The organism is Streptomyces pseudovenezuelae, assembly GCF_029892565.1.
In the GTDB taxonomy this organism is placed as follows: Bacteria; Actinomycetota; Actinomycetes; order Streptomycetales; family Streptomycetaceae; genus Streptomyces; species Streptomyces pseudovenezuelae_A.
This window is the reverse complement of the sequence record NZ_JARXVH010000003.1, coordinates 414,133-438,876: the sequence shown is the minus strand read 5'-3', so window position 1 is coordinate 438,876 and position 24,744 is coordinate 414,133. Positions and strand designations below refer to the sequence as shown.

Annotated in this window: 22 protein-coding genes and 1 pseudogene; 11 read left to right on the top strand and 12 right to left on the bottom strand. The window is 70.6% G+C overall.

What is annotated here, in order from left to right; all coding sequences use genetic code 11:
• Positions 1-9: 9 nt before the first annotated feature.
• Positions 10-1,524, top strand: coding sequence for an AAA family ATPase (locus M2283_RS10975; RefSeq protein WP_348538906.1), 1,515 nt, complete (start codon positions 10-12; stop codon positions 1,522-1,524).
• 98 nt (positions 1,525-1,622) lie between these two features.
• Here the strand turns inward: M2283_RS10975 and M2283_RS10970 are convergent, their stop codons facing one another.
• Entirely contained in the window at positions 1,623-2,555 is a 933-nt protein-coding gene (locus tag M2283_RS10970) for an LAETG motif-containing sortase-dependent surface protein (protein ID WP_280875945.1), read from the bottom strand.
• Positions 2,556-2,796: 241 nt separating this feature from the next.
• Here M2283_RS10970 and M2283_RS10965 point away from each other — a divergent pair, with 241 nt between their 5' ends.
• Positions 2,797-4,440, top strand: coding sequence for a glycoside hydrolase family 13 protein (locus M2283_RS10965; protein WP_280875944.1), 1,644 nt, complete (start codon positions 2,797-2,799; stop codon positions 4,438-4,440).
• 61 nt (positions 4,441-4,501) lie between these two features.
• On the opposite strand, the gene M2283_RS10960 is transcribed toward M2283_RS10965, so the two are convergent.
• On the bottom strand, positions 4,502-5,188 hold the full coding sequence (locus M2283_RS10960) for a DUF4142 domain-containing protein (RefSeq protein ID WP_432423062.1): 687 nt from the start codon (positions 5,186-5,188) through the stop codon (positions 4,502-4,504).
• 312 nt (positions 5,189-5,500) lie between these two features.
• On the opposite strand from M2283_RS10960, the gene M2283_RS10955 reads away from it, so the two are divergent.
• Entirely contained in the window at positions 5,501-6,208 is a 708-nt protein-coding gene (locus M2283_RS10955; protein WP_280875942.1) for a DUF6445 family protein, read from the top strand.
• Positions 6,209-6,268: 60 nt separating this feature from the next.
• Here the strand turns inward: M2283_RS10955 and M2283_RS10950 are convergent, their stop codons facing one another.
• On the bottom strand, positions 6,269-6,637 hold the full coding sequence (locus M2283_RS10950) for a DUF6479 family protein (RefSeq protein ID WP_280875941.1): 369 nt from the start codon (positions 6,635-6,637) through the stop codon (positions 6,269-6,271).
• 142 nt (positions 6,638-6,779) lie between these two features.
• Here M2283_RS10950 and M2283_RS10945 point away from each other — a divergent pair, with 142 nt between their 5' ends.
• The gene (locus M2283_RS10945) at positions 6,780-7,175 is read left to right on the top strand and encodes a luciferase family protein (RefSeq protein ID WP_280875940.1); all 396 of its coding nucleotides are present in this window, start codon (positions 6,780-6,782) and stop codon (positions 7,173-7,175) included.
• A 240-nt stretch (positions 7,176-7,415) separates the two neighbouring features.
• The gene (locus M2283_RS10940) at positions 7,416-9,386 is read left to right on the top strand and encodes an Ig-like domain repeat protein (protein ID WP_280875939.1); all 1,971 of its coding nucleotides are present in this window, start codon (positions 7,416-7,418) and stop codon (positions 9,384-9,386) included.
• 165 nt (positions 9,387-9,551) lie between these two features.
• Here the strand turns inward: M2283_RS10940 and M2283_RS51910 are convergent.
• Positions 9,552-9,788, bottom strand: a pseudogene (locus M2283_RS51910) (LysR substrate-binding domain-containing protein); the annotation flags it as partial.
• Positions 9,789-9,797: 9 nt separating this feature from the next.
• Here M2283_RS51910 and M2283_RS10935 point away from each other — a divergent pair.
• Together M2283_RS10935 and M2283_RS10930 are read left to right on the top strand one after the other, a co-directional pair.
• Positions 9,798-11,150: a carboxylesterase family protein gene (locus M2283_RS10935; protein WP_280875938.1), complete on the top strand. Its 1,353-nt coding sequence runs from the start codon at positions 9,798-9,800 to the stop codon at positions 11,148-11,150.
• 33 nt (positions 11,151-11,183) lie between these two features.
• Entirely contained in the window at positions 11,184-11,513 is a 330-nt protein-coding gene (locus M2283_RS10930) for a hypothetical protein (protein WP_280875937.1), read from the top strand.
• A gap of 60 nt (positions 11,514-11,573) precedes the next feature.
• Here the strand turns inward: M2283_RS10930 and M2283_RS10925 are convergent, their stop codons facing one another.
• Positions 11,574-11,867, bottom strand: coding sequence for a CPCC family cysteine-rich protein (locus M2283_RS10925; protein WP_280875936.1), 294 nt, complete (start codon positions 11,865-11,867; stop codon positions 11,574-11,576).
• 162 nt (positions 11,868-12,029) lie between these two features.
• Entirely contained in the window at positions 12,030-12,344 is a 315-nt protein-coding gene (locus M2283_RS10920) for a hypothetical protein (protein ID WP_280875935.1), read from the bottom strand.
• A gap of 72 nt (positions 12,345-12,416) precedes the next feature.
• Here M2283_RS10920 and M2283_RS10915 point away from each other — a divergent pair, with 72 nt between their 5' ends.
• Positions 12,417-13,109: a DUF4328 domain-containing protein gene (locus M2283_RS10915; protein ID WP_432423050.1), complete on the top strand. Its 693-nt coding sequence runs from the start codon at positions 12,417-12,419 to the stop codon at positions 13,107-13,109.
• On the opposite strand, the gene M2283_RS10910 is transcribed toward M2283_RS10915, so the two are convergent.
• From M2283_RS10910 to M2283_RS10895, 4 genes are all read right to left on the bottom strand, one after another.
• Positions 13,099-14,196, bottom strand: a complete 1,098-nt coding sequence (locus M2283_RS10910; RefSeq protein ID WP_348538905.1) for a chitinase — start codon at positions 14,194-14,196, stop codon at positions 13,099-13,101. The genes M2283_RS10915 and M2283_RS10910 overlap by 11 nt on opposite strands.
• A gap of 173 nt (positions 14,197-14,369) precedes the next feature.
• Positions 14,370-16,964, bottom strand: coding sequence for an FtsX-like permease family protein (locus M2283_RS10905; protein WP_280875934.1), 2,595 nt, complete (start codon positions 16,962-16,964; stop codon positions 14,370-14,372).
• Between the two features lie 19 nt (positions 16,965-16,983).
• Positions 16,984-17,742 (bottom strand): ABC transporter ATP-binding protein, encoded by a 759-nt coding sequence (locus M2283_RS10900; protein WP_280875933.1) that lies wholly within the window; start codon positions 17,740-17,742, stop codon positions 16,984-16,986.
• The gene (locus M2283_RS10895) at positions 17,739-18,014 is read right to left on the bottom strand and encodes a hypothetical protein (RefSeq protein ID WP_280875932.1); all 276 of its coding nucleotides are present in this window, start codon (positions 18,012-18,014) and stop codon (positions 17,739-17,741) included. The genes M2283_RS10900 and M2283_RS10895 overlap by 4 nt, the downstream gene beginning before the upstream one ends.
• A gap of 179 nt (positions 18,015-18,193) precedes the next feature.
• Here M2283_RS10895 and M2283_RS10890 point away from each other — a divergent pair, with 179 nt between their 5' ends.
• A complete protein-coding gene (locus M2283_RS10890) occupies positions 18,194-19,507 on the top strand; it encodes a sensor histidine kinase (RefSeq protein WP_280875931.1) in 1,314 nt (437 codons plus the stop codon).
• Positions 19,508-19,585: 78 nt separating this feature from the next.
• Positions 19,586-20,245 (top strand): response regulator transcription factor, encoded by a 660-nt coding sequence (locus tag M2283_RS10885; protein ID WP_280875930.1) that lies wholly within the window; start codon positions 19,586-19,588, stop codon positions 20,243-20,245.
• Positions 20,246-20,308: 63 nt separating this feature from the next.
• Here M2283_RS10885 and M2283_RS10880 read toward each other — a convergent pair whose 3' ends face one another.
• Together M2283_RS10880 and M2283_RS10875 are read right to left on the bottom strand one after the other, a co-directional pair.
• Positions 20,309-20,743: an SUKH-4 family immunity protein gene (locus M2283_RS10880; protein ID WP_280875929.1), complete on the bottom strand. Its 435-nt coding sequence runs from the start codon at positions 20,741-20,743 to the stop codon at positions 20,309-20,311.
• A 69-nt stretch (positions 20,744-20,812) separates the two neighbouring features.
• Positions 20,813-21,835: a glycoside hydrolase family 26 protein gene (locus M2283_RS10875; protein ID WP_432423049.1), complete on the bottom strand. Its 1,023-nt coding sequence runs from the start codon at positions 21,833-21,835 to the stop codon at positions 20,813-20,815.
• A gap of 334 nt (positions 21,836-22,169) precedes the next feature.
• On the opposite strand from M2283_RS10875, the gene M2283_RS10870 reads away from it, so the two are divergent.
• Positions 22,170-24,731 carry a sensor histidine kinase gene (locus M2283_RS10870; protein WP_280875928.1) on the top strand — a complete coding sequence of 854 codons (2,562 nt, stop codon included), beginning with the start codon at positions 22,170-22,172 and terminating at the stop codon, positions 24,729-24,731.
• Positions 24,732-24,744 lie beyond the last annotated feature (13 nt).

Sequence of the window (24,744 nt, the reverse complement as noted above, 5' to 3'; positions counted from 1 at the left end):
GAGCGCACCGTGGAACGTCACGTCAGGCCCGAGAAGCCGTCACGCGTTTTCGATCGCGGCGGCGAATGGGCCGCGCTCACCGCGTTCGTGAACCGGCCCCTGCCGCACGCCATGCTCGGGATCGTCAGTGGCAGGCGGCGGATGGGGAAGACCTATCTTCTGCGGGCGCTCGTCGAGCAGCGCGGTGGCTTCTACTTCGGGGCCACCGCGGGGACCGAGGCGGAATCCCTTCGTCAGTTCAGCGCCGCGCTGGCCGAGTACACCGGCTCTCCGGTCGCGTTCTCCTTTGCCACCTGGGACGACGCGATCTCCTATCTCTTCGGGCAGGCGGCCGCCGGCAACCCGACGGGCCCTCCCTTCCTCGTAGTCGTCGATGAGTTCCCGTATCTGGTGAAGGTGGCTCCGGAGCTGCCCTCGCTCATCCAGCGGGTGATCGACCGCTTCCAGGTGGAGGAGAGCCGCGTACGCCTCCTGCTGTGCGGTTCGGCGATGTCCGTCATGGGCGGGCTGCTGGCCGGCACCGCTCCACTGCGCGGTCGAGCCCAGCTCGAACTCGTCGTACGCCCCTTCGGCTACCGGGCCGCGGCGGATTTCTGGAGCGTCGCCGACATGCCCGCACTCGCCGCACGGCTGCATGCCGTCGTCGGCGGTACCCCTGCCTATCGTCGGCAGTTCCTGGGGGACGACGTCCCCGCGAGCATGGCCGATTTCGACGCATGGGTGTGCCGCACGGTCCTGTCGCCGTTCAGTCCGTTCTTCCGGGAGGCGCGGTACCTGCTCGCCGAGGAGGCCGACATTCGGGACACCGCCCTGTACCACTCGGTGCTCGCGGCCGTCGCGCAGGGCAACACGACACGCGGTGGTATCGCGGGCTACATCGGCCGCAAGTCCGTGGACATCTCGCATCCGCTCAACGTGCTGGAGGACAGCCACCTGTTGGCGCGGGAGACCGACATCTTCCGGGCGGGCAAATCCCGGTACCGCATCACCGAGCCGCTGATCAACTTCTACGAGGCGGTGATGCGTCCGGCCTGGGCGCGGCTGGAGAGCGGGCAGGCCGCCGAGGTGTGGGCACGGTCGGCGGAGCGGTTCGCGGCGCAGGTGGCCGGGCCGCACTTCGAGGCGGTGTGCCGGGACTATGTCCTCGGGCCGGGGCGGTCCCTGCTCAGCACCTCGCTGGGCCAGGTCGGCAGCGGTGTCGTCACCGACCCGAAGGAGCGCCGGCAGATTCAGATCGACGTGGCCGTGGTCGAACCGGGGTCCGGCGGGAGCAGGCCAACAGTGGCCCTGCTGGGTGAGGCGAAGTGGGGAACCGTCATGGGGGTGAACCACCTGGGACGACTGGAGCGGGCCAGGGAGATCCTCACCGGCCGGGGGATGGACACGACGAGTTGTGGCCTTGCGTGCTTCAGCGCCGCCGGCTTCAGCGACGCGCTGCGGGCCGAGGCCGAGCGAGGCGGTGTGCTGCTGGTCGGCCTCGACGAGCTCTACGGCCGCACGATGCCGACGACGGTCCTGCCCTAGCGGTCCTGCACCCGGCCGAGCCGAACGCCCCGGAGAGAGAAGGACTCCGGGGCGTTCGTCATGGGGACGGGGTCAGAAGGGCGTGCGCCGGGGTGAGGTCAGGCGCGGGTCGTGCGGCGGCGCTTCGTCGCCACCACGATCGCCGCACCGGCCGCGAGGAGCGCGGCCGCGCCGCCCGCGATGATGCCGCTGCTGCTGCCGCCACCGGTCTCCGCGAGGTCACCGCCGCCGTTCGGCGTGGGGGCGGCGGGGGAGGTCGACTCCGAGGCGGACGGGGTGGGGGACTCCGAGGCCGGCGGAGTGGACTCCGAGGCAGGCGGGGTGGATTCCTCAGCCGGCGGGGTGGTCTCCTCGGCCGGCTGGGACGGGGTCGCCGGGGGCGTCGCCGGCGGGGTGGACTCCGGGGTCTTCGTGCAGTCCTTCGTGCCGCCGTTCCAGGCCGCGATCAGCTTGTCCTTGATGACCGGGTGGTCGGGGCCGACCGGCACGTCGCCGTGCTCGAAGCCGTCGTTCGCGTCCTTGGCGCCGTCGAACTTGACCGCCCCGCGGTACAGGTCGATCTGCGCGAAGCAGCCCGCGTCCGGCACCGCGATGTCGAGCGAGTCGGTCTGACCCTGCTTGACCGTCACGGTGTCGAAGTCGACGAAGACCTGCTCGCCGGAGGTGGCGAAGGTGGGGCCGTGGGCGACGTAGGAGGCCAGCGAGGCGGTGCAGGTGGCGGCGTCACCGGCGGCGCGGACCTTGATGTGGATCTTGCCGTCGTCGGTGGGCTTGAGGTTCTGGTCGTCGACCTTCACCGAGGGGTAGTAGCTCGTGCCGTCGAGCGAGAACTCGCAGCGGTCGGTGCCGGTTTCGGTGCCGGCGCCCGTGCCGGGCCTGTAGCTGCCGCCGGACTTCCAGCCGTCACCGCCGGGCGTTCCGCCGTGGGCCCAGGCGCCGGAGGCGGCGGCCACGGAGGCGGCACACAGAGCGAGCGAGGCGGCGCCCGTCCCCAGCAGGCGGCGCGCGGTGACACGTCTGGCTATAGACATGGATGTCCCATCTCAGGAGCTCAGAGAGAGCAGAGGAAAGGCAGAAGAGAGACACTGGCCCCATTGGTCACTTGCGGCACAGCGTGTCCTCATGGTGGTTCGCGCCGCTGAGGCCTGTCAACCTGCGGTGACGCAGGGAAAGTTCAAGAGTCATCACAAATCCATCACACAGGGAATCTTCTACTCCGATCTCCCTCCGTCGAGTTCAAAGCGTTATCCCGAGCACTGCCGAAGGGAAACCGTGACCGACCTTTCCTCCAGGAATCCCGACTGGTGGCGCCAGGCCGTCGTCTACCAGGTCTATCCGCGCAGCTTCGCCGACGCCGACGGCGACGGGTTCGGTGACATCCGGGGCGTCACCGAACGCCTGACCCACCTGGCCGGGCTGGGTGTCGACGCCCTGTGGCTCAGCCCGTTCTACCCCTCCGAACTCGCCGACGGCGGCTACGACGTGGCCGACTACCGCGACGTCGACCCGCGCCTGGGCAGCCTCGCCGACTTCGACGCGATGGCCGCCGAGGCCCACCGGCTGGGTCTCAAGGTGATCGTGGACCTGGTGCCCAACCACACCTCGCATCTGCATCCTTGGTTCCAGGAGGCCCTGGCCGCGGGTCCCGGCTCCCCCGCCCGCGCCCGCTACGTCTTCCACGACGGCCGCGGCGCGCACGGCGAACTCCCGCCCACCGACTGGCAGTCCGTCTTCGGCGGCAGCGCCTGGCGCCGGGTGCCCGACGGGCAGTGGTACCTCCACCTCTTCACCCCCGAGCAGCCCGACCTGAACTGGGACCACGAAGAGGTCCGCGAGGACTTCCGCACCACCCTCCGCTTCTGGTCCGACCGCGGCGTCGACGGCTTCCGCGTGGACGTCGCCCACGCCCTCGCCAAGGACCTGGCCGAACCGCTGCGCGACCTCGGCGCCCCCGACCTCAGCGGCGAGGCCACGCTCGACCGCTTCCCGCCCGGCACCCACCCCTTCTACGACCGCGACGAGGTCCACGCCATCTACCGCGACTGGCGCCGCATCCTCGACTCCTACACCCCGCCCCGCATGGCCGTCGCCGAGGCCTGGGTGCCGGGCGCCCGCCGCGCCCTCTACGCCCGCCCCGACGAACTCGGCCAGGCCTTCAACTTCGAGTACCTGCAGGCCGGTTGGGACGCGGACGAACTGCGCGAGGTCATCACCGGCTCCCTGACGACCGCGCGCACCGCCGGCGCGTCCGCCACCTGGGTGCTCTCCAACCACGACGTCGTACGCCACGCCTCCCGGCTGATGCTCCCGCCCGGCACCGACGACAACGCCTGGCTGCTGTCCGGCGGCCACGCCCCCGGGATCGACCCGGTCGCCGGCCTGCGCCGGGCCCGCGCGGCGACGCTGCTCATGCTGGCGCTGCCGGGATCCTCGTACGTCTACCAGGGCGAGGAACTCGGCCTGCCCGAGGTCGCCGACCTGCCCTTCGAGGTGCTCCAGGACCCGGTCTGGGAACAGACGGGCCATGTCCGCAAGGGCCGCGACGGCTGCCGGGTGCCCCTGCCGTGGACGCGGACCGGACCCTCGTACGGCTTCGGGGCGGGCGCGGCCTGGCTGCCGCAGCCGGAGAGCTTCGCCGGGTACGCCGTCGAGGCGCAGGACGGCGCGGAGGGTTCCACGTTGGAGCTGTACCGGGCCGCCCTGAAACTGCGCCGCAAGCTGCTCGCGGGTGAGTCGCTGACCTGGGCCGGGGACGCCCCCGCCGGGGTGCTGGACTTCGTGCGCGCGGACGGCTGGCGGTGTGTCACCAACGTGTCCGGGGCGGCCGTACCGCTGCCGGCGGGCGAGGTGCTGCTGAGCAGCGGCCCGTCGGCAGCGGGGTCGATCGACCCGGACACGACCGTCTGGCTGGGCTGAGTCGGACGTAGCCGAATCGGATGTGACTGACTCGGACGGGGCCGACTCGGACGCTTCCGGGTCAGCCCACCGTCGGGGTGGGGCTGGGGGCCGCCGCGCCGCCCGAGATGCCGTTGATGTCCACCGGGGTGGAGGTGGCGTTCGGCGGCGGGGTGAGCACGACCTCCGGCTGGCCCGCGGGCGGCGCCGGCGGGGTCAGGTCCACCTTGGGCAGCTTCGGCGGGGTGGTCTGGGTGAACAGGGCGGTGTCGAAGTTCACCAGGCCCGTCTTCTCCATGACCGTGATGTGGTCCAGGACCGTGTTGTTGGCCTGGTCGGCCAGGGCGCGCACCAGGCTGTTCTTGGTCGTGGACCGGATCTTCGCCACCGTGTTGAAGATCGAACCGTGCGTGACCCGCAGGATGTTGGCGAAGTCGTTGTCGAACTTCGCGCCGCTGTCCGAGTTGAGAGTGTTGACGAAGCCCTGCTGCTGGGGACTGGCCAGGTTGGGCAGCGTGATGCCCAGCATCGGGGCGATCTTGCGGCACGTGGTGTCCAGCGCCGAGTGCCCGTCGATCAGGTGCTGCGAGGCGATCAGCACCCCCTTGTTGGTGCCCTTCTTCAGGCCGATCTGGCCCACCGGGTACTCCCACAGGCCGGCGGCGCGCACTTTGACCACGAAGTCCCGGTCGGACTCCGTCAGCGGTCCCCACTGGGTGTTGGCGATGACTCTGTCCGGTGAGGTCGTGACGGTGCTCACTCCGAGCATCGACGGGTAAGCGAGGGCGGCGAGGGTCAAAGTCAGGGCACCGCCCACAAAGAGAGTTCCCGTCGCATTCCGCGAAAAGCGCACCGTGCCTCCTGCCCGGTCGGGGGTCCCGCCGAGCACGGCGGGGTCGGACGAGGAGAAGTACGGACACGGAAGCTGTGTGACTCTCTAGTTTTGGTAAAGCCGAGGGAAAGGGGACGTGTCCTCGGTCACTCACCCGACGGCGGGTTGACGGTCTGTTGACCAACTCACGGGAGAGTCCGCACGAGTTCGCGGGAGAGTCCATACGAACCCCCGCCCTAGATTCGCGACATGCCCCCACAGCATCCCCCCAGGGTTCCCGCCGGCCGCCCCGCTGCTCTCCCCAGCCTCCCCGTCCTGCCCTACCGCAAGCCCACCAAGGGCCGCGACTACTGGGTCCTGGACGACGTCCTGCCCGAGGTGGACGCCGTACGGGAGCGCGTGCTGGCCAAGGACGACTGGGTCAAGGGGTACCCGTACACCTCGGAGACCTGGCCCGGGCTGCGCACCATGCCGGGCCTGGCACCGGCCGAACTCGCCCGCGTGGAGCGGCTGGTGAAGCAGGCCACCGGTGCCAAGGAACTGTGGGTGCAGCGGGCGCCCGGTGGCGGCACCCTCAACCACAACTGCGTCCAGGTCGTCGGCGAGGGCGAGAGCGAGCCCCGGCCGCACACCGACTCGCGCGCGCTGTGCCGGTACGCGGCGGTGCTCTACCTCAACCCCGCGGTGCCCAAGGACTGCGGGACGAGCTTCTACCGCCAGTCCATGCCGGGCGGCCGGCTCGGCGGCAACGTCGTCCAGGCCCCGCACAACAACCTCGTCGAGGCCCTCGGCACCCGCTTCGTGGCACCGGACGCCTTCGAGGAGGATGTACGCGTCCCGCACAAGTACAACCGGCTGCTCCTCTACAACGCCAACCTCGTGCACAGCGCCACCGGTTACTCCGGTAGGACGCTGGAGGAGAAGCGGATGACGGCCGTCTTCTTCTGGATGGCCTGAGCCGCCCCCGCAGTCGGAGTTCGGCCGACGACCCCGTGGCTCGGCCGACGGCCCAGTGGCTCACACGTGCCCGATGCCGCCCCCGCCGAAGGATCCGCTGGACCCGGGCAGCCAGCGTCGGCGCCGCTGGTCCTTTCCCGTCCTGCTCCCGGAGTGGTGGAGGTCGTACGGCATGAGCCGTTCCCGGCCCTCCCCGTGCGGCATCTCGTCCGGTTCGCGGATCTCGCTCTGCTCCCGGACCGGACCGGTGGCGGGAAGGTGGGGATGGTCGCCCGGGACGGGCCGCGGCAGCTCGCGGTCCCGGACCCTCATACCGAACTGCACGGCCCAGACCAGCGCACCGGCGATGATCAGGCCACCGACGAACGCGGCGACGACGTCGAGTACTCCACTCGACGTGGCCGCCAGGACAAACGTGGCAGTACTCATGCAGCAATTATCGCCGAGAACAAAGCAAAAGGGGAATATCGCTCCGTATCCCCGTCCCTACGGAACGTGCGATACGTCTCCTCCGGGTTACGTGCCCCTCAATCCCTGGTGGCCGGGCAGTGAGCACCGCACCATGGATGCCATGACCCCGGCCCAGAAAGCCATGGACCAGCTCGTGAAGTGGCCCGACCTCAGTCCGTGTCCGGCCGCCTGTGGCACCGGCCGGGCGCTGCGCTCCACCCGTGACGAGATCGTCCACTTCCACTCGGACCGCGATGTGGACCTCCATCTCACGTCCCGGGCGATCCAACGGCTGCACTACGACTTCGCCGAGTCGAGCGCGATCCGCATGGTCCCCGGTTCCCGCTGGGTCACGATCCACCTCGACTGCGACGGCGACGTCGACCTGCTGCTCAGCCTGGTGAGCGTGGCCCTCAAGGCCCACCAGAGCGGGGCGGGTCCGGAGACCGCCCCGATGATCGGGTGCAACTATCACCGGGTGACGGTGCTCCAGCGGGACGGCGCCGAGGACGCGTGACGGTGCCGGCCGGCGACGAGTGACCGTTTCGGCCGACGGCGCGTGATCATCACTTCCTTCAAACCCCTTTCACAACTGTCACAGCCATGACATAAGCTGCGGTCAGGCAGCCGCGCCCCGTGCGTCACCGCAGTCGACAGCACAGACAGCACACGCACCACAGGGGGCATGTACGGGCGTTGCGCGGCGCTCTCAACTCCCCGGTGACACACCGGGTTTCTTCGTGGGGGTATCAGTACTGTGCGCACGCGCAGCATCTCGACCGCGACGGCGCTCGCGGTCCTCTTCGGCTCGGCGGCGCTCGCCGTGGGCACGGCCGGACCGGCGTCGGCCGACTCCGCCAAGGTCCTGCCGGTGAAGTCGGTCGGCGACGTCGTCGTCGACGGCCTGCACCAGCGGGTCTACGTCTCCGACCCGACCAGCGGCAAGATCCTCATCACCGACTACGCGGGCACCGTCAAGGCGACCCTCACCGGGATGCCCGGCGTGACCGGCCTGGCGCTGTCCGCCGACTCCGGCCTGCTGTACGGGGCGGTCAAGGGCGGCGACAGGATCGTCACTGTGGACACCCAGACGGCCACGCCGACCCTGAGCTACCCGCTGGGCGACTCGGTCGACCCGACCGACCTGGAGGTCGTGGACGGTCGTATCTGGTTCTCCTACGACGGTAACTTCGGCTCGCTGGACACGTCCGGTGCCGAGCCCGTCGTCCACCTCGACCAGCGCGGTGACGCCGGCTTCTACGGGTCCGGTGCGGTCCTGGCCGCCGACCCGTCCGTACCGGGCGTCCTGGTGGCGAGCGACGGCAACGCGCTCGCGGTGTACGACGTCACGGCCGACGGCGCGACGCTGCGCACCAAGGGCAGCACGGGCTCCGCCGTGAAGCAGATCGACCTCACGCCCGACGGCCAGCAGATCCTCACCTCCTGGGGCGGGTCCGGCGGTTACGGCGTCGGCGTCCTCTCGGCCACCGACCTCTCCGTGCAGCCGAACTACCCGACCGACCCGTACCCGAACGCCGTGCGGGTCGCGCCGGACGGCTCCGTCGCGGGCGGCAGCGACTCCTGGTACGACCCCGACGTCCACATCTTCAAGCCCGGCGACCTGAAGCCGACGCGGGAGTACGACTTCCCCAACACCGGCAACAGCAGCGGCTCCGACACCCTCGTGGACGGCGCGCTGGCCTGGGCCCCGGACAGCAGCCGGATCTTCGCCGTCTCCGTCAACGACTCCGGCGTTTTCACCCTGCGCGCGCTGACCGACCCGACCAAGGAGCTGCCCGCCCTCACGGTGTCGGCCCCCACGAAGTCGGACCGGGCCAAGAAGCTGACGGTCACCGGCAAGCTGGCGTCGAAGACGCTGCTCCCGGCGGGCACGGCCCTCAAGGTCACCCGCACCGACCTCGACTCGCCGAACGGCAAGACGCTGCCCGTCGTCAAGACGAAGGCGAACGGCACCTTCTCCTTCACGGACACCCCGTCGGCCGGCGGCAAGGTCACCTACAAGGTGGCCTTCGCGGGCGACAAGACCCACTCGGCCGCCTCCGGCTCCGACGCGGTCACGGTCTCCCGCGCCTCGACCAAGCTGAGCCTGAACAACAAGGGCAAGGTCTACTCGTACGGCAAGGACGTCAAGTTCACGGCGCACCTCGGTACGACGTACAAGAACCGCTCGGTGGAGCTCTGGGCCAACCCGTTCGGCGCCGACAAGCCCAACAAGCTGATCAAGTCCGGCAAGGTCAACTCCCACGGTGACATCGCCGCGTGGGTCGACATGACCCGCGACACCGACGTCACCGCCGTCTTCAAGGGCGACGCCCGCTACGCCCCGAAGACCGTCAAGGTCACGGCCTTCGCCAAGGTCAAGGTCTCGGTCGCCGTCTCCAAGCACTACAAGACGGGCAAGATCGGCTCCCGCACGTACTACTGGTTCCACAAGAACAAGAGCCCTCTGCTCACCACGACCATGTCGTACTACCCCGGCCGCCAGCAGCGCTTCGACCTGGAGGTCTACTACCAGGGCACCTGGTACGACGCCGGCTCCGAGTACTTCTCCCTCGGTACCAACGGCAAGTCCGCGGTCACCCTGGAAGCAGCGGGCGAGTCCGGTATCAAGGCCCGCATGCGCTCGGCGTACATCAACGGCTCGTCGGGCGACTCCGTCAACTCGACGACGTACACGGGGTGGAAGTACCTGTACTTCTCCAACTGATGTGTACGGGTAGGCCGTAGAGGTTGTTGCGCTGTGCAGCAGGGGCGTCTCCCAATGGGGGCGCCCCTGCTGCATGTCTTCCGGGGACAGCGCATCACCCGGCGTTTGCAGCAGCCGGTGGAGGAAGTAGGCCGAGGCCGGGGGCAGTACGGGCGTGCGGGGTGTGTAGACCGCCAACTTCCGTACCGTGCCGGGGGAGTTCAGCGGGCGGGTCGTCAGGTGGCCGAAGGACATCAGGGGCAGCACCAGGCGGGGGACGGCGCTGACGCCGAGGCCGGCGGAGATCATGCCTGCCGCCGTGCCCACCTCGCGGGTCTCGATGACGTTCGTGGGACGGACACCGGCCTGGTCGAAGGAGAGGTCGGTGAGGCGGCGCACGCTGCTGGAGGGGGTGAAGGCCACGAAGGGCTGTTGGGCCAGGTCACGGACGCGCGCTCGGTGAGCGGGTGGTCCGCCGGGAGCACGGCGAGGACCGGTTCCTCGCCGAGGGGATGCCTGTATCTGAACGTGTGGACACCCGAACTGCACGGCGACGGCCACCGACCGGTTCTGGTGTGGATCTACGGCGGCGGCTTCGAACTGGGCACCGCCTCACCTCCGTTGACCGACGGCGCCGCACTCTCCCGCCTGACCGGCGCGGTAGTGGTGGCTCCCAACTACCGTGTGGGCGCGCTCGGTTGGCTGTTCCCCGCCGGCCCGGACGCGGACCGCTGGGCGGACAGCGCCAACCTCGGCCTCCAGGACCAGACCGCCGCGCTGCGCTGGATCCACGACAACATCGCCTCGTTCGGCGGCGACCCGGCCAACGTCACCGTCGCCGGCCACTCGGCGGGCGCCTTCTCGATCGGCGCCCTGCTGACACACCCCGCCGCCCGGGGCACCTTCCACAAGGCGATCCTGCACAGCGGCAGCATCGGCCGCCTCTACCCACCCGACCTCGCCGCGTCCCTCACCGAGGCCCTCCTGACGGAGGTCGGCGTCAAGGACCTGACCGAGCTCCAGTCCGCTCCCCTCGACCGCATCCTCGCCGCCCAAGACACCGTGATCAACCACGACTTCGGCGTCCGCAACCTGCCCGGTGGCCGCGCCTGGGGCCTCGTACACGACGGAACGGTGATCACCGAGGACCCGGCCGAGGCCATCGCCGCGGGCGCCGCGTCCGACATCCCCCTCCTGATCGGCGCCAACCGCGACGAGTTCCGCACCTTCCAGTACATCTACGCCAGCGAGTCGTACCGCCACCCGGCAGACGAGGCGGCCCTCCTGTCCGAGATGGAACTGGCGGGCGTACAAGACCCAAGCGCTCTGTTGGCGGCGTACAGAACTCACCGACCACCGAGCACCACAGCAGGTACCGAAGACCTCTCCGTCGAACTCTCGGACCTACGAAGCCGCTTCCTCAGCGACGCCGTCTACCGCCGCCGCGCAACGCGCCTCGCCCAACTCCAGACCACCGCAGGCGGCACAGCCCACACCTACCTCTTCGCCGCCGAACCCCTGGGCCCCCAATACGGCGCCTTCTACGGCTCCGAACGCCTCTACGCCTTCGACCAACTCACGTCCGCGAACATCGCCACCCCGGCAAACCTCGCCGCCAAGGACTCCTTGACCGGCGCATGGTCGGCCTTCGCCGCACACGGCAACCCGGGCTGGCCGCCCTACAACCCCAACGCGCCTCGCAGCACCCGCCAGATCGGTGCCGCCGAACCCTTCGTCGAGGAACCTCCGGCTTACGTGTCAGCATGTTGGACCTCCGCACCATGACGATGAGCACAGCGTGGAGGCCAAGGGGGAGCCATGGCACTGGGCCGCAAGGGCGCACGGCGGATCGTCGTGGAAGGCACGGCCTACCGATGGCGGCTACGACGTAGACCGACCTACTTCCAGGCGCTGGCGTGGACGCCGTGCACGTTCGCGGTCGAGCACGCGGACGAAGGCGGGTCGATCCTCGTGGTCACCACCAACCACCCGCACGCGAGCAACTGGTTCGGCCGCGAGGCCAAGCCCGTACTCCCGTCCGACGTCACCCAAGCCGTCCAACTCGCCCTCCGCGAGGGCTGGACCCCGACAGAGCCGGGCTCCCCGTTCCACCTCGACCTGTCGGCGGGCTTTACGCCGTCGCCCTGAGCTTGGGCAACCGCGATCTCCGCCTTCGGATGTCAGGGTGGGTATGAACGGCACCCGTTCCTACCGTGTGCCGCTGCCGGGGTGCTCGTGCGGGAGCGGGGCACGCACGAGCGGAATGCGTCGCTCGTCGGACGCGCCGATCTCCTGGAAGTTCCGACGAGCCTCGCTGAGGCTTACACCGCGGTTCGGCCCGCCCCGGGCCTCATCCGCGTCGTGATCGTCCTGGCCGTCGTCCTCCCAGAAACAGACTGGGCAGAGCTCATACATCCCGCGCTCGGCGAGGGTGACGAAGCCACAGCAGGGACAGGGATACGGCCCGTCTGCGGCGCCACCTTGAACGTTGACGTAGACCACGGCTCCATCTTTGCCGACCGCGGTCGGCAGGGCCCACCCCTTCTTTCAACCGCTGGGGTCCCTCAGACCTGGCATGTCGCGGTAGAGCCGACTCCGGGTTCCCTGCTGTCGACGTCGTCAGGGGACGGGGTCATGCGCATGCGCCGCACAATAACCCCAGTGCTACTCAAGCGGCGCCCCTGACCAGTGCAGCCGAACTCTCAACTGGTGGTTGTACTCAACGTGGTCGATGACCTCGCCGCGGACCTGCGTCCCGAGGACCGGCAGTCCCATCCCGTCGGGCATGGCATCGATCTCGGCGAGCGCCACGGCGTTCGGAACTCCGTCGACGCGGATGAAGACGCCGAAGGGCTGACGTCCGATCACCTCTCCTGCGACGGCGGCGCCAGGCGGGAGAACCGCACGCGTCGCCGTCCAGACTTCCTCCGGCGACTGCCCCGGCACGTCGGGGCGCGTTGGCCAGTTGTACTCGTCCATGGACGGATCATGCCGGGTGGTGAGCGCGGGCGCCCCTGGCCCTCGTCGGCCGGTATCCGCGAGGATGACCCGGTGAACGATCATCAGACATCCCCCCAGGCAGATCCCGCCCCTCTACCCCACCTACGCCCCGTCCGCGGCGTTGCTCTGTACGCCACCCTCGCCCTCGCCCTGGCCGGTGTCGCCTGGGTCGCTCGGGCGGTGTGGCACGTCAGGCTTGCGGTTGCCGGGGAGCCGGCGTCCGGGCCGCCGGATCAAGGTGAGGGTGTGCATCGGACGCTGACCTCGTTGGAGGACTCGTATCACCTGGTGTCCTCGGTCGGCGGGTTCGCGGTCGTCGTCTGTGTGCTCGCCTTTCTCAGCTGGTTGAACCGGATGCGGGAGAACGCCCGCCTTCTGTCCGGTACCCCGCCCCACTACGCCGGCATCTGGGTCTACGCCAGTTGGATCGTCCCCATCGCCAACCTGTGGATACCCCGCGGCCTGATCGCCGACGTCCATCAGAAAAGCGCGCCCGGCGAGCGGCTGCCCTGGGTCGTGAACGTGTGGTGGGGGCTGTGGCTCGTCGGGTTGTTCAGTGGGGTGGGGCTTGTGTACTCCGACTCCACGGACGAGGTCATCGCCCGTGCCTACAGCGAGGTGTGGCCGCTCCTCGCCTCCGACCTCGCCGTCGTCGGTGCGGCGGTGGCCGCGATCTTCGTGGTGCGTGCGGTCACCGCCGCGCAGGAGAGGCGGATGGAGGTTGGCGGGCCCGTCAGTCCGTGAAGCGGGCGAAGGTGTGGCTGAAGTAGTAGAGGTCCTGGGCGATGCCGGAGCAGGCGTTGGCGCCCTTCGTCCCCACGCAGCCGCCGTTGTCACGCTGGAGGGCCCAGAAGGAAAGGGTGTTGATGCCCTTGGCCTCGGCCCAGCGCTCGACCTTGACGGCGTCCTGCGTGGTGAAGGTCTCCTCGGGGCCGAAGTCGTCGATGCCGGGCATCTCGGTGACGCCGATCATGTGCCACAGGCGGGACGAACTCTTCTTCGGGTAGAGGGCGGCGAGTTGGGCGTGCAGCCCGGCCGCCGCCGTCTTGGTGTCGGCGGCCATGTCGTGCACGAGGCCGTCCCAGTAGTCGAAGGTCATGATGTTGACGACGTCCACGCGGGCGCCGTTGTCGACGGCGTTCTGGAGAAGAGCGACGCCGTTGGGCGCGAGGCCGTTGGTGAAGGACGGGAGGGTGTACGAGAACTGGACGCGGTGGCCCGTGCGTTCGGACCAGCGCTGCACCTGCGCGATGGCCTTGTTGCGCCGGTCGATCCCGGCCGTGTTGTTGATGGAGTCGGCCTCGATGTCGAGGTCGATCCGGCTGATCCCGTACGTCGTCACCAGGCCCTCGTAGACCTTCGCGATGGCGTCGACGCTCGTGCAACTGTCGGCCAGTTCGGTGTTCGTCGTGTCGGCCGCGTAACCGCCGAAGGACGGGATGACGTTGCCGCCGCGAGCCTGGATCTTCGCGATGTCGGCGCCGAACGAGGCCTTCGTGAGCGGGAGTTTGGTGTCGCCGTTCCAGTAGGTGTTGCACGAGCCCGCCGCGTCCGTCTGGAGGAAGGCCATCGTCAGGTACTTGTTGTGGGACGCGGCGGCCAGCGCGGCGGGGCTCTCGCCGGTCCACGCCTCGAAGTACGGCGCCGCCACATGCGCCGGCATCGGCTTCACGTGATGCGTGGGGTGTCCGGAGTGCGCGGGCGTCTGCTGGGCGGCCGTCGCCCCGCCACCGCCCAGCGCGACGAGTCCGGCGGACAGGGCGGTGACGGCGGTGCAGGAGAGAAGAGCACGGACTCGAAGTGCTCTAAGTAGCGGACGCTGTCTTCTCATTGGCGCTCCCGAGGAGGACGGGGTGGAGACGGGCAGCGCCCATCGTTGGACTAGACCAATTGACTGTCAAGGTTCTTTACCATCACCGGACCTATTTGCCGTCATCAGGCCCGGTGCCGGCGCCACGCCCAAGGCTCGGTGCCGGCGCCACACCGCCCTGCCTCCATCCGTCCTCACCTGACCGCACTCGCCGGCGGCGTCCGCAGCGCCCGCCTCGTCGGGAACTCGATCGTCACGAACGCGGTCACCACCACCGTCGCCGCGATCGCCGGCAGCAACCACACCGGACCCGCCGGCCAAGGACGCCCGAGGAACCCCTGCCCCAGCAGCGCGAGCGGCACCGCGGACAGCACCAACCCCGTGACGAGCGCGGTCGCGGCGATCACCGCGGCCTCGCGGCGCATCATCGCGCGGACCTGCCGCGGAGTCGTACCGACCAGGCGTAGTGCGCCAATCTCCCCGCGCCGCTGGGACGTTGCCGCGACCAGCTTGTTGGCGATGCTGAGGAGGAGATAGCCGAGGAGCACGACGACCACCGCGAGGTTGACCCAGACCTGGGGCGGGGTGTCCTGACCGGTGTCCGCCCCATCGGTGGGCGCGAACGTCAACCCGGGCCGCGAGGCGACGAGTTGGGCGATCCGGTGTTCGGCGGCGGCGCTGCCGTCTGTGCGTACCAGGACGCTCGGGTCCAGGTTCGTGGACGTGTGACCGGCGGCGAGATCCCGGGACAGCACCACCGGGCCGAACCCGAGTCCCCGGTCGTACACCGCAACCACCTTCGCCTGCACCGGCGTTCCGTCCCCGAGCACCAGCCGCACCCGTTCGCCCACCCCGGCTCCGAACGAGCGCGCGGCCTCGTCGCTGAGGGCGACCGTGGCACCGGTGAGCCGGTTCGGGTCGCCTTCCTTCACCCCGAGGTCGATCACACCCGCCGCACCCGGCGAGAGGATCTGCGCGTCGGCCTCCTCGGTGGTCGGCGCGCTCCCGAACTCCTTGTACTGCACCACCACGGTGGTCGACCCGACGGCCGCCGCCGCCCGCACCCCCGGCACCTTCCGCACCGCGTCCGCGGTCCCCGTCGGCAACCCGCCGAGACCGGGCGCGCTCACCCGGTACTGGGCCAGCGTTCCGGTACGGGTGTCGTCCGAGGTGGCGGCCATGACGGTGGTCTGCGCGAGGGTGTACGTCAGCACGAACACGACCGCCATCGCCAGCGGGCTGACCACGCCGGACAACCGCTGCGCGTACCCGCGTATGTTCGCCACCGCCAGCCACGTCGGCGCCGCGACCCTCGGCCGCAGCCGTCGCGCCATCGCGTTGCCCATGCCCTTGACCAGGGCGGGACCGGCCAGGGCCAGGCCGATCGCGGCCAGGATGCCCGCCATGGACGTCGTCGAGGCGCCGATCGCGGTGCGTGCGAAGAGCGGTGTCACCGACAGCGTGAACGCGCCCAGGATCAGCACCAGTCCGCCGCTCGTGCGGGCCTTCGACGGCTTGCGGGGTTCGACGCGCGACTCGGCGACGGCCTCGGTGGCCGGCATTCGCGAGGTGCGCCAGGCGGCGCAGCGGGCCGAGACCTGCACGGCCGCGCCCATGAGGAGGAGGGTGGCGAGGGCCGGCAACGGGCTCACCGTGAGGGGGAGTTCGGCCGGCAGTACGTCGTGGGCGGTCAGGATCGTGCGGAACTGGCCGGCGAGTACGTAGCCGAGACCCACCCCGGGCACCAGCGCCACCGCCGCCACGACCGACGACTGCGCCGCCGCAAGTCGCCTGATCTGCCTGGGTGTTGCCCCGACCGCCCGCATCAGCGCGAGGTCACGTCGCTGTCCGGCGATCGTCACACCCAGCGCGCCCGCCGTGACGAAGCCGGTGATCAGCAGCACGATGCCGGCGAGCGAGGTGGACAGGAGGATGAGGAGGGAGCGGGCGGAACCGATGCCGGGGGCCACCGCGTCGCCGCGGTCGGCGCCGGTCAGGACCTTGAGGCCGGTGCCTTCGAGACGGTTCTGGACGGCGGAGACGACCCACTTCTCGGTGCCGGGTTTGGTGCGCAGGCCGATGAGGTCGACGGTGCCGGCACGCGGGCCGGTCTTGTCGGTGGAGGTGGCGGTACCTGAGGCGGTCCCGTCCGCGGTCGTCGTAGCCCCGCCGCTGTCCTCACTCCCGCGCCCGGACAGTCGTACGGCCGTCTCGTCCGCGAAGTAGACGCCCGCGCCCGGCGCTTGGACCACCGCGGAGACCCGGTAGGGGGTCGCGGCGCGTCCGTTGGCGATGACCTCGATACGGTCGCCGACCCGGACGCCCGTCCCGGCGGCGACCGCGACCTCGCCCGAGCCGGTCGGGGCGTGGCCCTCGACCTGGGGGTGGGAGAGCAGCTTCGTGGAGGACCAGCCGTGGCCGGCGGAGGTGGGGTCGTCGTCGACGGGTACGACCGTACCGTGGGAGTCGAGGAGTCCGGTGGGGAAGCCGATGTCGCCGACGGCGGCGGTGACGCCCGGCAGTTGGGCCAGTCTGCCGACCAACTCGGCGGGGACGGTGGCGCGTTCGGGGAGGGCGATCGGCATCTCGCCGCTGGAGTGGAACTCCTGGTCGGCGGCGACGACGACGTTCGCGCCGCCGAGCCGGCCCGGCGGGAGCTGGGAGCTGAATCCCGACTCGGCCAGTACGCCGGTCGTGGTGATGAGGGCGGCTCCGCCCAGCACCGCGCACGCCACGGCGAGCAGGGAGGTGATGCGGTGGGCGGCCATGCGCCAAGCGAAGTGCAGCATGTCTGTGTCTCCCCGTTCTCTACTTCTCGCCCAGGGCGACGAGGCGGTCGGCCAGTTCGGGGGCGGTCGGGTTGTCCAGGGACTCGACGACCTGGCCGTCGGCCATCACCAGGGCGCGGTGCGCGCGGGCCGCGGCGGCCGGGTCGTGGGTGACCATGACCACCGTCTGACCCAGCTCGTCGACGAGGTCGCGCAGCAGGTCGAGGACCTGGTGGGCGCTGCGCAGATCGAGCGCGCCGGTCGGTTCGTCGGCGAACACGACGGCGGGCTTTGCCGCCAACGCCCGTACCACGGCGGCGCGTTGCTGCTGGCCGCCGGAGAGTTCGGCGGGACGGTGGGTGAGGCGGTCGGCGAGGCCGACCCGGTTCACCAGGGTGTGCAGCCACTGGTCGTCGGGGCGGCGGCCCGCGAGGCGCAGCGGCAGCGTGATGTTGTCGGCGATGCTGAGGGAGGGGATCAGGTTGTAGGCCTGGAAGACGAAACCGACGCGCTCGCGGCGCAGTTCGGTACGGCGGGTCTCGTTCAGTCCGGCGATCTCGTGGCCGTCGATGCGGATGCTGCCCGAGGTCGGCGAGTCGAGGCCGGCGGCGCAGTGCATCAGGGTGCTCTTGCCGGAACCCGACGGCCCCATCACGGCGAGGAACGTGCCGCGCGGGACGGTGAGCGAGACGTCGGCGAGGGCGTGGACGCCACCGGCGTAGGTCTTGGCGACGTGGTCGAGGGCGATGGCGGGGGTGGTGGGGGAGGCTGCTGGGCCCGCCGCGAATCGAGTGCTCACTTGCGTCGACCTCGCAGTCTGCGCACGACCAGGGTGCCGGCGGACAGGACGGTGACGATGCCGGCCGCCAGGTGCGGCGCGGTGGCCGAACCGCCGTAGGACAGCGCCATGTTGGTGACCGCGCTGATCACGACGACGGCCCACAGCAGGGTCCGTGCCACGTCGGCGCGGGTGATGCCGTCCGAGGTGTCGGCCGAGGTGGAGGCGGAGCCGTAGGTGGGGGTGGAGGAGGGGGCTGTGGAGGTGAAGCGGTAGGGGTCGGTGTCCGGCATCGGAAGCTCCTGCGGTCGGGGTTGCTGACGTGCCCAAACGCTATGGATCGGGACCCCTCGCGGCCGATCCCGTGGGCCGCCGGGTTCGAGGTACAGCAGGCTGTACTTCCCGCCCGGGAGGGCGACGGCGAACTCTTTTCCCTCATAAGGTCGTTCGCGACGAGAGGAGAGCCGAGCCGATGACAGACGCGCCCGCGATATCGAAGTCGAAGTCGACGTCGACTTCGACACCGCCATCCGTACCGCCTTCGCCTCCGAGGGCGACCGTCCGGGAGACCGTCGTACGCACGGTGAAAGCCGCCGGCGCCGCGATCGCGCAGCTCGCCGGCGGGTTCGCCACGGCGCTCCTGGCGCTGGGCGTGCTGGCCCTGCTGGCGGCGACGGCGCTGACCGCGCCCATCGGTGTGGGCCTGCTCCTCGCCCCCCTGTCGCTGCGCGCGCTGCACGCGCTGGCCGGTCGCGAACGCGCCCGCCTGGACCGGGTCGGCCCCGAGGTGATCGCCCCCGAACCACCCCCCACCCGCCTACGGCTCGCCCTCACCGACGCCACCACCCGCCGCGAACTGCGCTGGGCGGCCCGACACGCGAGCCTGGGCCTGCTCCTCGGCTTCCTGGGCGTCCTGCTCCCGCTGTCCGCCGTACGCGACAGCACGTTTCCGCTGTGGTGGCAGTTGCTGCCGAAGGGCGGGACGAGTACGTCGATCGGGATCGGCAGCGCGCACTCCTGGTTGGACGCGCTCGCCGTGCTGCCGCTGGGCGTGGGCTGGATCGCGATCATCCTGGGCCTGAGCCCGGCGATGGCGCGACTGCAGGCGGAGCCGGGTCGTCGCCTTCTCGCCGCGGGCCCGGACATCGATCTCTCCCTGCGGGTAGCGGAGTTGACGGCGACCAGGGCCGCCGCACTGGACGCCCACGCCACCGAACTCCGCCGTATCGAACGCTCCTTGCACGACGGCACCCAGAACCGGCTCGTCACCGTCACCGTGCTGCTCGGCGCGGCCCGTCGCCAGGTGGCCCGCGATCCGGACGCCGCCGACGAACTCCTCGAACGCGCCCAGTCCGCCGCCGAACACGCCCTCGCCGAACTGCGCAGCGTCTCCCGCAGCATCCTCCCGCCGGTCCTGGACGACCGGGGTCTGGCGGGCGCGCTGTCGGGACTGGCGGCGGAGTGCGCGGTGCCGTGCCGGACGGACGTGGACGTACCGCAGCGCTGCGCTGCCTCCGTGGAGGCGACGGCGTACTTCGTGGTGGCGGAGGCGCTGACCAACATCGCCAAGCACAGCGGTGCGACCCGGGCGACGGTCACGGTCCGCGCGCGCGGCGGACGCCTCCAACTCCTCGTAGAGGACGACGGCCGCGGGGGCGCCGACGAGGACGGCGGCTCCGGTCTGACCGGCATCCGCCGCCGGATCGCGGCCCTCGACGGTACGCTCCGCGTCACGAGCCCGAAGGGTGGTCCGACCCGGCTGGAGGCCGAACTCCCTTGTGGGTGAAGGGAATCGGGTTCAAAGATCGACGGACGGCGACGGACGGCGACAACGTGCCGACATGACTGAGGACTGGATACCGACATGCGCGTGGTGATGGCCGAGGACGACCCGTTGCTGCGGGAGGGCGTGGCCCTGTTGCTGGGGGCGGAGGGTCTCGACGTGGTGGCGAAGGCCGGCAACGCCGAGGAGGCCCTGGACGCCATCGACACGCACAAGCCGGACGTGGCGATCCTCGACGTACGGATGCCGCCCACGCACACCGACGAGGGCATCCGTGCGGCGGTGGAGGCCCGGCGCAGGCATCCCGGCCTGGCGGTGCTCGTCCTGTCTGCCTACGTCGAACAGAGCTTCGCCACCGAGCTGTTGAGTGGCGGGGTGAACGGCCTCGGCTACCTCCTCAAGGAACGGGTCGGCCGGGTCGAGGAGTTCCTCGACGCCCTGCACCGCGTCGCCGCCGGCGGTACGGCCATCGACCCCGAGGTCGTCGCCCAACTCTTCACCCGCTCCCACCAGGACACCCGCCTCGACCGCCTCAGCCCCCGCGAACGGGACGTCCTGACGCTGATGGCCGAAGGCCTCGGCAACTCCGCGATCGCCGAACGCCTCGTCGTCACCGACGGCGCCGTCCACAAACACATCCGCAACATCTTCGCCAAGCTGGACCTGTCCCCGACGGACCAGGTGGACCGCCGGGTGGCAGCGGTGTTGCAGTACTTGGAGGAGTCACGCCGGGCCCGCTGAACGGGGGGCTGGGCCGGAGAGCGGTCCGGCGACGGGAACGCGGCGCGAGAGCAGCTCGGTCCGTCACTCCACGTAGGAGCCCATGACGATATCGGAAATGAAATCGCTCCAGAATGTGCCTTCGTCGACTGCCGGACGATCAATCGCGCCAACGAGGTTTTCCAGATTCCGGCCGGCCTCGTTCAGTTCATCCTGGTCGGGGTCGTCGCTGTAATACGGGAAGTGTTCGGCAAGGCTCAGCACGCATTCCCGGAACTTTTGGATGGTTGAGTTGGCGAACACCCGCCGGTCCAGTCGTGAGCCTGCGACGACAGTGCCGGACTTCCAGTGCAAATACACTCCCAGATGGTGGCCGAGGTGCCAAATCTGGTAGTACTTCTCACCGTCTTCGGAGACTACTGGTTCCAGGCGCTCGTTCGCGCTGAACTCGAAGAAGTTATCCGGAATTTCGAGACTGACGCCGTTGTCGCCGGTCACGGTCACCAAGCTGACATCCATCGACCTTCTTCTCTCTGTACAGGGTCGGTGAGCATTGCGGCGGTGTCCGGCCGGCTCGGGTGCTCTTCCTCACCGCCCCCACCCCATCCCCCGCCGATACACACCCGAAGACCGCGGATTCCCCCCGCACCCCCACACCCCGTGCGGGCAGTAGTCGGTGATCGACTGGTAGACGGGTCGTACCCGGGCGATCCACGTGAGCATGCCGCGGACGTACACCGGATTGTCGCCGTTCCTGTACAGGCCCCATTCCGGATACGACACCGGCTTGCGGTGTGTGCGAGCGAACCGGACCTGTGCCGCCAACCCGTACGGTTCCCGGAGTTGGGTGGGGAAGGACATGCCGTGCGGGGAGTCGTAGGTGTCCATGCCGATGATGTCGACGTAGCGGTCGCCGGGGTAGCAGTGGGTCCAAGGGACGGCGTCCCGGCCCCGGTTGGGGGCGAAGTCGAAGCGGAAGTGCTGGCCGGGGACCGAGCGCATCGACTGGACGATGCGACGCCAGTACGCCCGCCACGCCGCCGGGTCCGGACCGCAGCGGTGGGTGTATGTGATGCCGTTCATCTCCCAGCCGACGACCAGTACGGCGTCCGGCAGGCCGAGGCGGACCAGGCGTTCGGCGAGGGCGCGGAAGTGGGTGTCGTAGCGGCCTTGCGCGCCGCGTCGGAGTTCCGTGCGGACCGTGGCGTCGGGGAGGTGGGCCTCGTTGCGGGGCAGCATCGGGACGTTGAGGACGAAGAGCCGGTCCGGGCGGGCCCGGCGCCAGTTCCCCCAGTCCGCCAACTGGCCGTCGGATCCCTCGATGCCGGTCCAGCGGTCTCCGGACAGGTACTCCCGGCCGACCCGGGGGGCCGGGGAGGTCCGCCCGAGCCATCCCGCCAGGCCGGCGATCCGCCGGACGCCTGCGGGGCCGTATCCGAGATACGCGCCGAAGGGGGCCGCCGTGGGACGGGGTGCCGGAGCGCCGGACGCGTACATTCCGCCCTCGCCCAGGGGCACGCTCGCCGGTCCCGTCAGGGTGGCCAGGGCGAGGAGCGCGGCGCCCAGGGTCAGTGCCAGGCGGCGTATTCCGCGGGTGCCGTCCGGGGTCACTGATCCGTCTCCTGTCCTGGGCGGCGTAGGGCCAACGGCGTCATGGCGGCGGCCGCGCCACCCCGACGGAAACGACGTACCGCCGATCGGGGTAACGCGGTGCCGGTCCACCAGCGATTACCGCCTGCCGGCTCCTCCGTCGGGGCGGGCGTCAAGACCGTGTCAATGTCCCCTCACCCCGCGCCAAGGAACCGCTAACGCGGCCCCCACCCCGCCCCCCGAAGGGATTCCGTAGGAGGAGTAACCCTCCTCCCCGTCGGCGTCGAACCGTCGAAAGCGGCGGAACCGTCGAACCGATGGGGGCCGAGCCAGTGAGCGGAGCGCGTCGGCGGCGATGAGCGATGTACGGGCCGGACGGCTGAAGGTCTACCTCGGGGCGGCCCCGGGGGTCGGCAAGACCTACCGGATGCTCGACGAGGGGCGGCGACGTGCCGCGCGGGGGGCGGACGTGGTGGTGGGGTTCGCCGAGTGCCATGGGCGTCCGCGGACCGAGGCGATGCTGGAAGAGCTGGAGGTCGTGCCGCGCGCCCGGCGCGCTTACCGCGGTGGGCAGTTCGAGGAGATGGATCTCGCCGCCGTGCTCGCGCGGCGGCCCCAGGTGGCGATCGTCGACGAGTTCGCGCACACCAATGTGCCCGGCGGGGGTCGTAATCCCAAGCGGTGGCAGGACATTGAGGTGCTGCTCGCCGCCGGCATCGACGTCGTCACCGCCCTCAACATCCAGCACCTCGAATCCCTCAACGACGTCGTCGAGCGGATCACCGACTTGCCGCAGAACGAGACGGTGCCCGACGACGTCGTACGCCGGGCCCACCAGGTCGAGTTGGTGGACATGCCCCCGGAGGGGCTGCGGCGGCGGATGGCGCACGGCAACGTGTACGCGCCGGAGAAGGTCGACGCCGCCCTCGCCAACTACTTCCGGACCGGGAATCTGACCGCCTTGCGCCAACTCGCGCTGCTCTGGGTCGCCGACCGCGTCGACGAGGCGCTGCAGGACTATCGGGCGCGGCACGGGATCGGGCGGGTGTGGGAGACGCGGGAGCGGGTCGTCGTCGCGCTGACCGGCGGTACGGAGGGGGACACGCTCGTACGGCGGGCCGCGCGCATCGCCGCCCGTTCGGCCGGCGGCGATCTGCTCGCCGTGCACGTGGCCCGCAGCGACGGCCTCGCCGCCGGCGTCTCGCACGCCTCGCTCGCCCGCCAGCGGCGCCTCGTGGAGGACCTCGGCGGCAGCTACCACTCGGTGGTCGGCGACGACATCGCCACCGCGCTCGTGGAGTTCGCGCGGGCCGAGAACGCCACCCAGCTGGTGCTCGGTACGAGCCGCCGGGGTCGTCTGGAGCGGTTTCTGACCGGGCCCGGTACGGGAGAGATCGTGACCGCGCTGTCCGGCGACATCGACGTCCACCGGGTCACCCACGAGCGGGCGGGACGCGGCACGCTGCTGCCGTCCCGGCGCCGCACCCTCTCCCCGCGCCGGATGGTCGCGGGACCGGTGGCGGGGCTGGTGCTGCCGGTGCTGCTCACCGTCGTCCTCGCCCAGGTGCGTGGGACGGTCAACCTCACCAGCGAGGCCCTGCTGTTTCTGCTCGCCGTGGTGGGCGTCGCCTGCATAGGAGGGGTCGCGTCAGCCCTGATCGCCTCGGTCACCGCGTCCCTGCTGCTCAACTACTGGTTCATCCCGCCCGTCGGCTCCTTCACGCTCGACGATCCCAACGCCCTGCTCGCCCTAGGGGTTTTCGCGGTCGTCGCCGTCACGGTCGCCGCCGTCGTCGACCGCTCCCTCAGACTGTCCCGCCGCTCCGCCCGGGCCACCGCCGAGGCCGAGACCATGTCCTCCCTGGCCGGCAGCATCGTGCGCGGCGGCGCGACCATTCCGGCCCTGCTGGAACGTACCCGCGAGACCTTCGGCATGGACTCCGCCGAACTCGTCGACGAGCCGCCGGACGGTCCGGACAGCGAGGGCGCCACCGTCGTACCGGCCGGCCCCGGCGCCCATCTCGCGCTGCGCGGACGCACCCTCTCCTCCTCCGAGCGGCGCGTCCTGGCCGCGTTCGCCGCGCACGTGGGCTCCGCCGTGGAACGGGCCCGGCTCGCCGAGGCCGCCGCCGAGATCGAGCCGGTGCGGGCCGCCGACCGGATGCGTACGGCGCTGCTGCGCGCCGTCAGCCACGATCTGCGCACCCCGCTCGCCGCGGGCTGGGCGGCGGTGACCTCGCTGCGCAGCCGGGACGTGGAGTTCTCGGCGCAGGACCGGGACGAACTCCTCGCCGCCGCCGACGAGTCCATGGCCAAGCTCAACCGGTTGGTGGAGAACCTCCTCGACCTCAGCCGCCTGGAGGCCGGCGCCCTCACCCTGAACCTACGGGCCACCGCCCTGGAGGAGGTGCTGCCGATGGCGCTCTCGGAGGTGCCCGAGGTGGTGGTCGCGGACGTGGAGGCGATCCCGGCCGTGCTCGCCGACCCGCCGCTCCTGGAACGCGTGATCGCCAACCTGGCCGGGAACGCGGCCCGCCACACCCCACCCGGGCGGCCGGTGCTGGTCACCGCGAGTGCGCTGGCGGGGAGAGTCGAACTGCGGGTCGTGGACCGCGGTCCCGGGCTTCCGGCGGCCGGCCGCGACCGGCTCTTCGAACCCTTCCAACGCCTCGGCGACACCGACAACACCACCGGCCTCGGTCTCGGCCTCGCCCTGGCCCGGGGCCTGACGGAGGCCATGAACGGCACGCTCACCCCGGAGGACACCCCGGGCGGCGGCCTGACCATGGTCGTCTCCCTGCCGTTCGCGGAACGGACGACGGGGACGACCACCTACCCGATGGACCAGCCGCACCCCATAGACCACCGGCACCCCATAGACCACCAGCACCCGCACCCGCGAGGTGCCCGGACGTAAACGGACGTAGGAG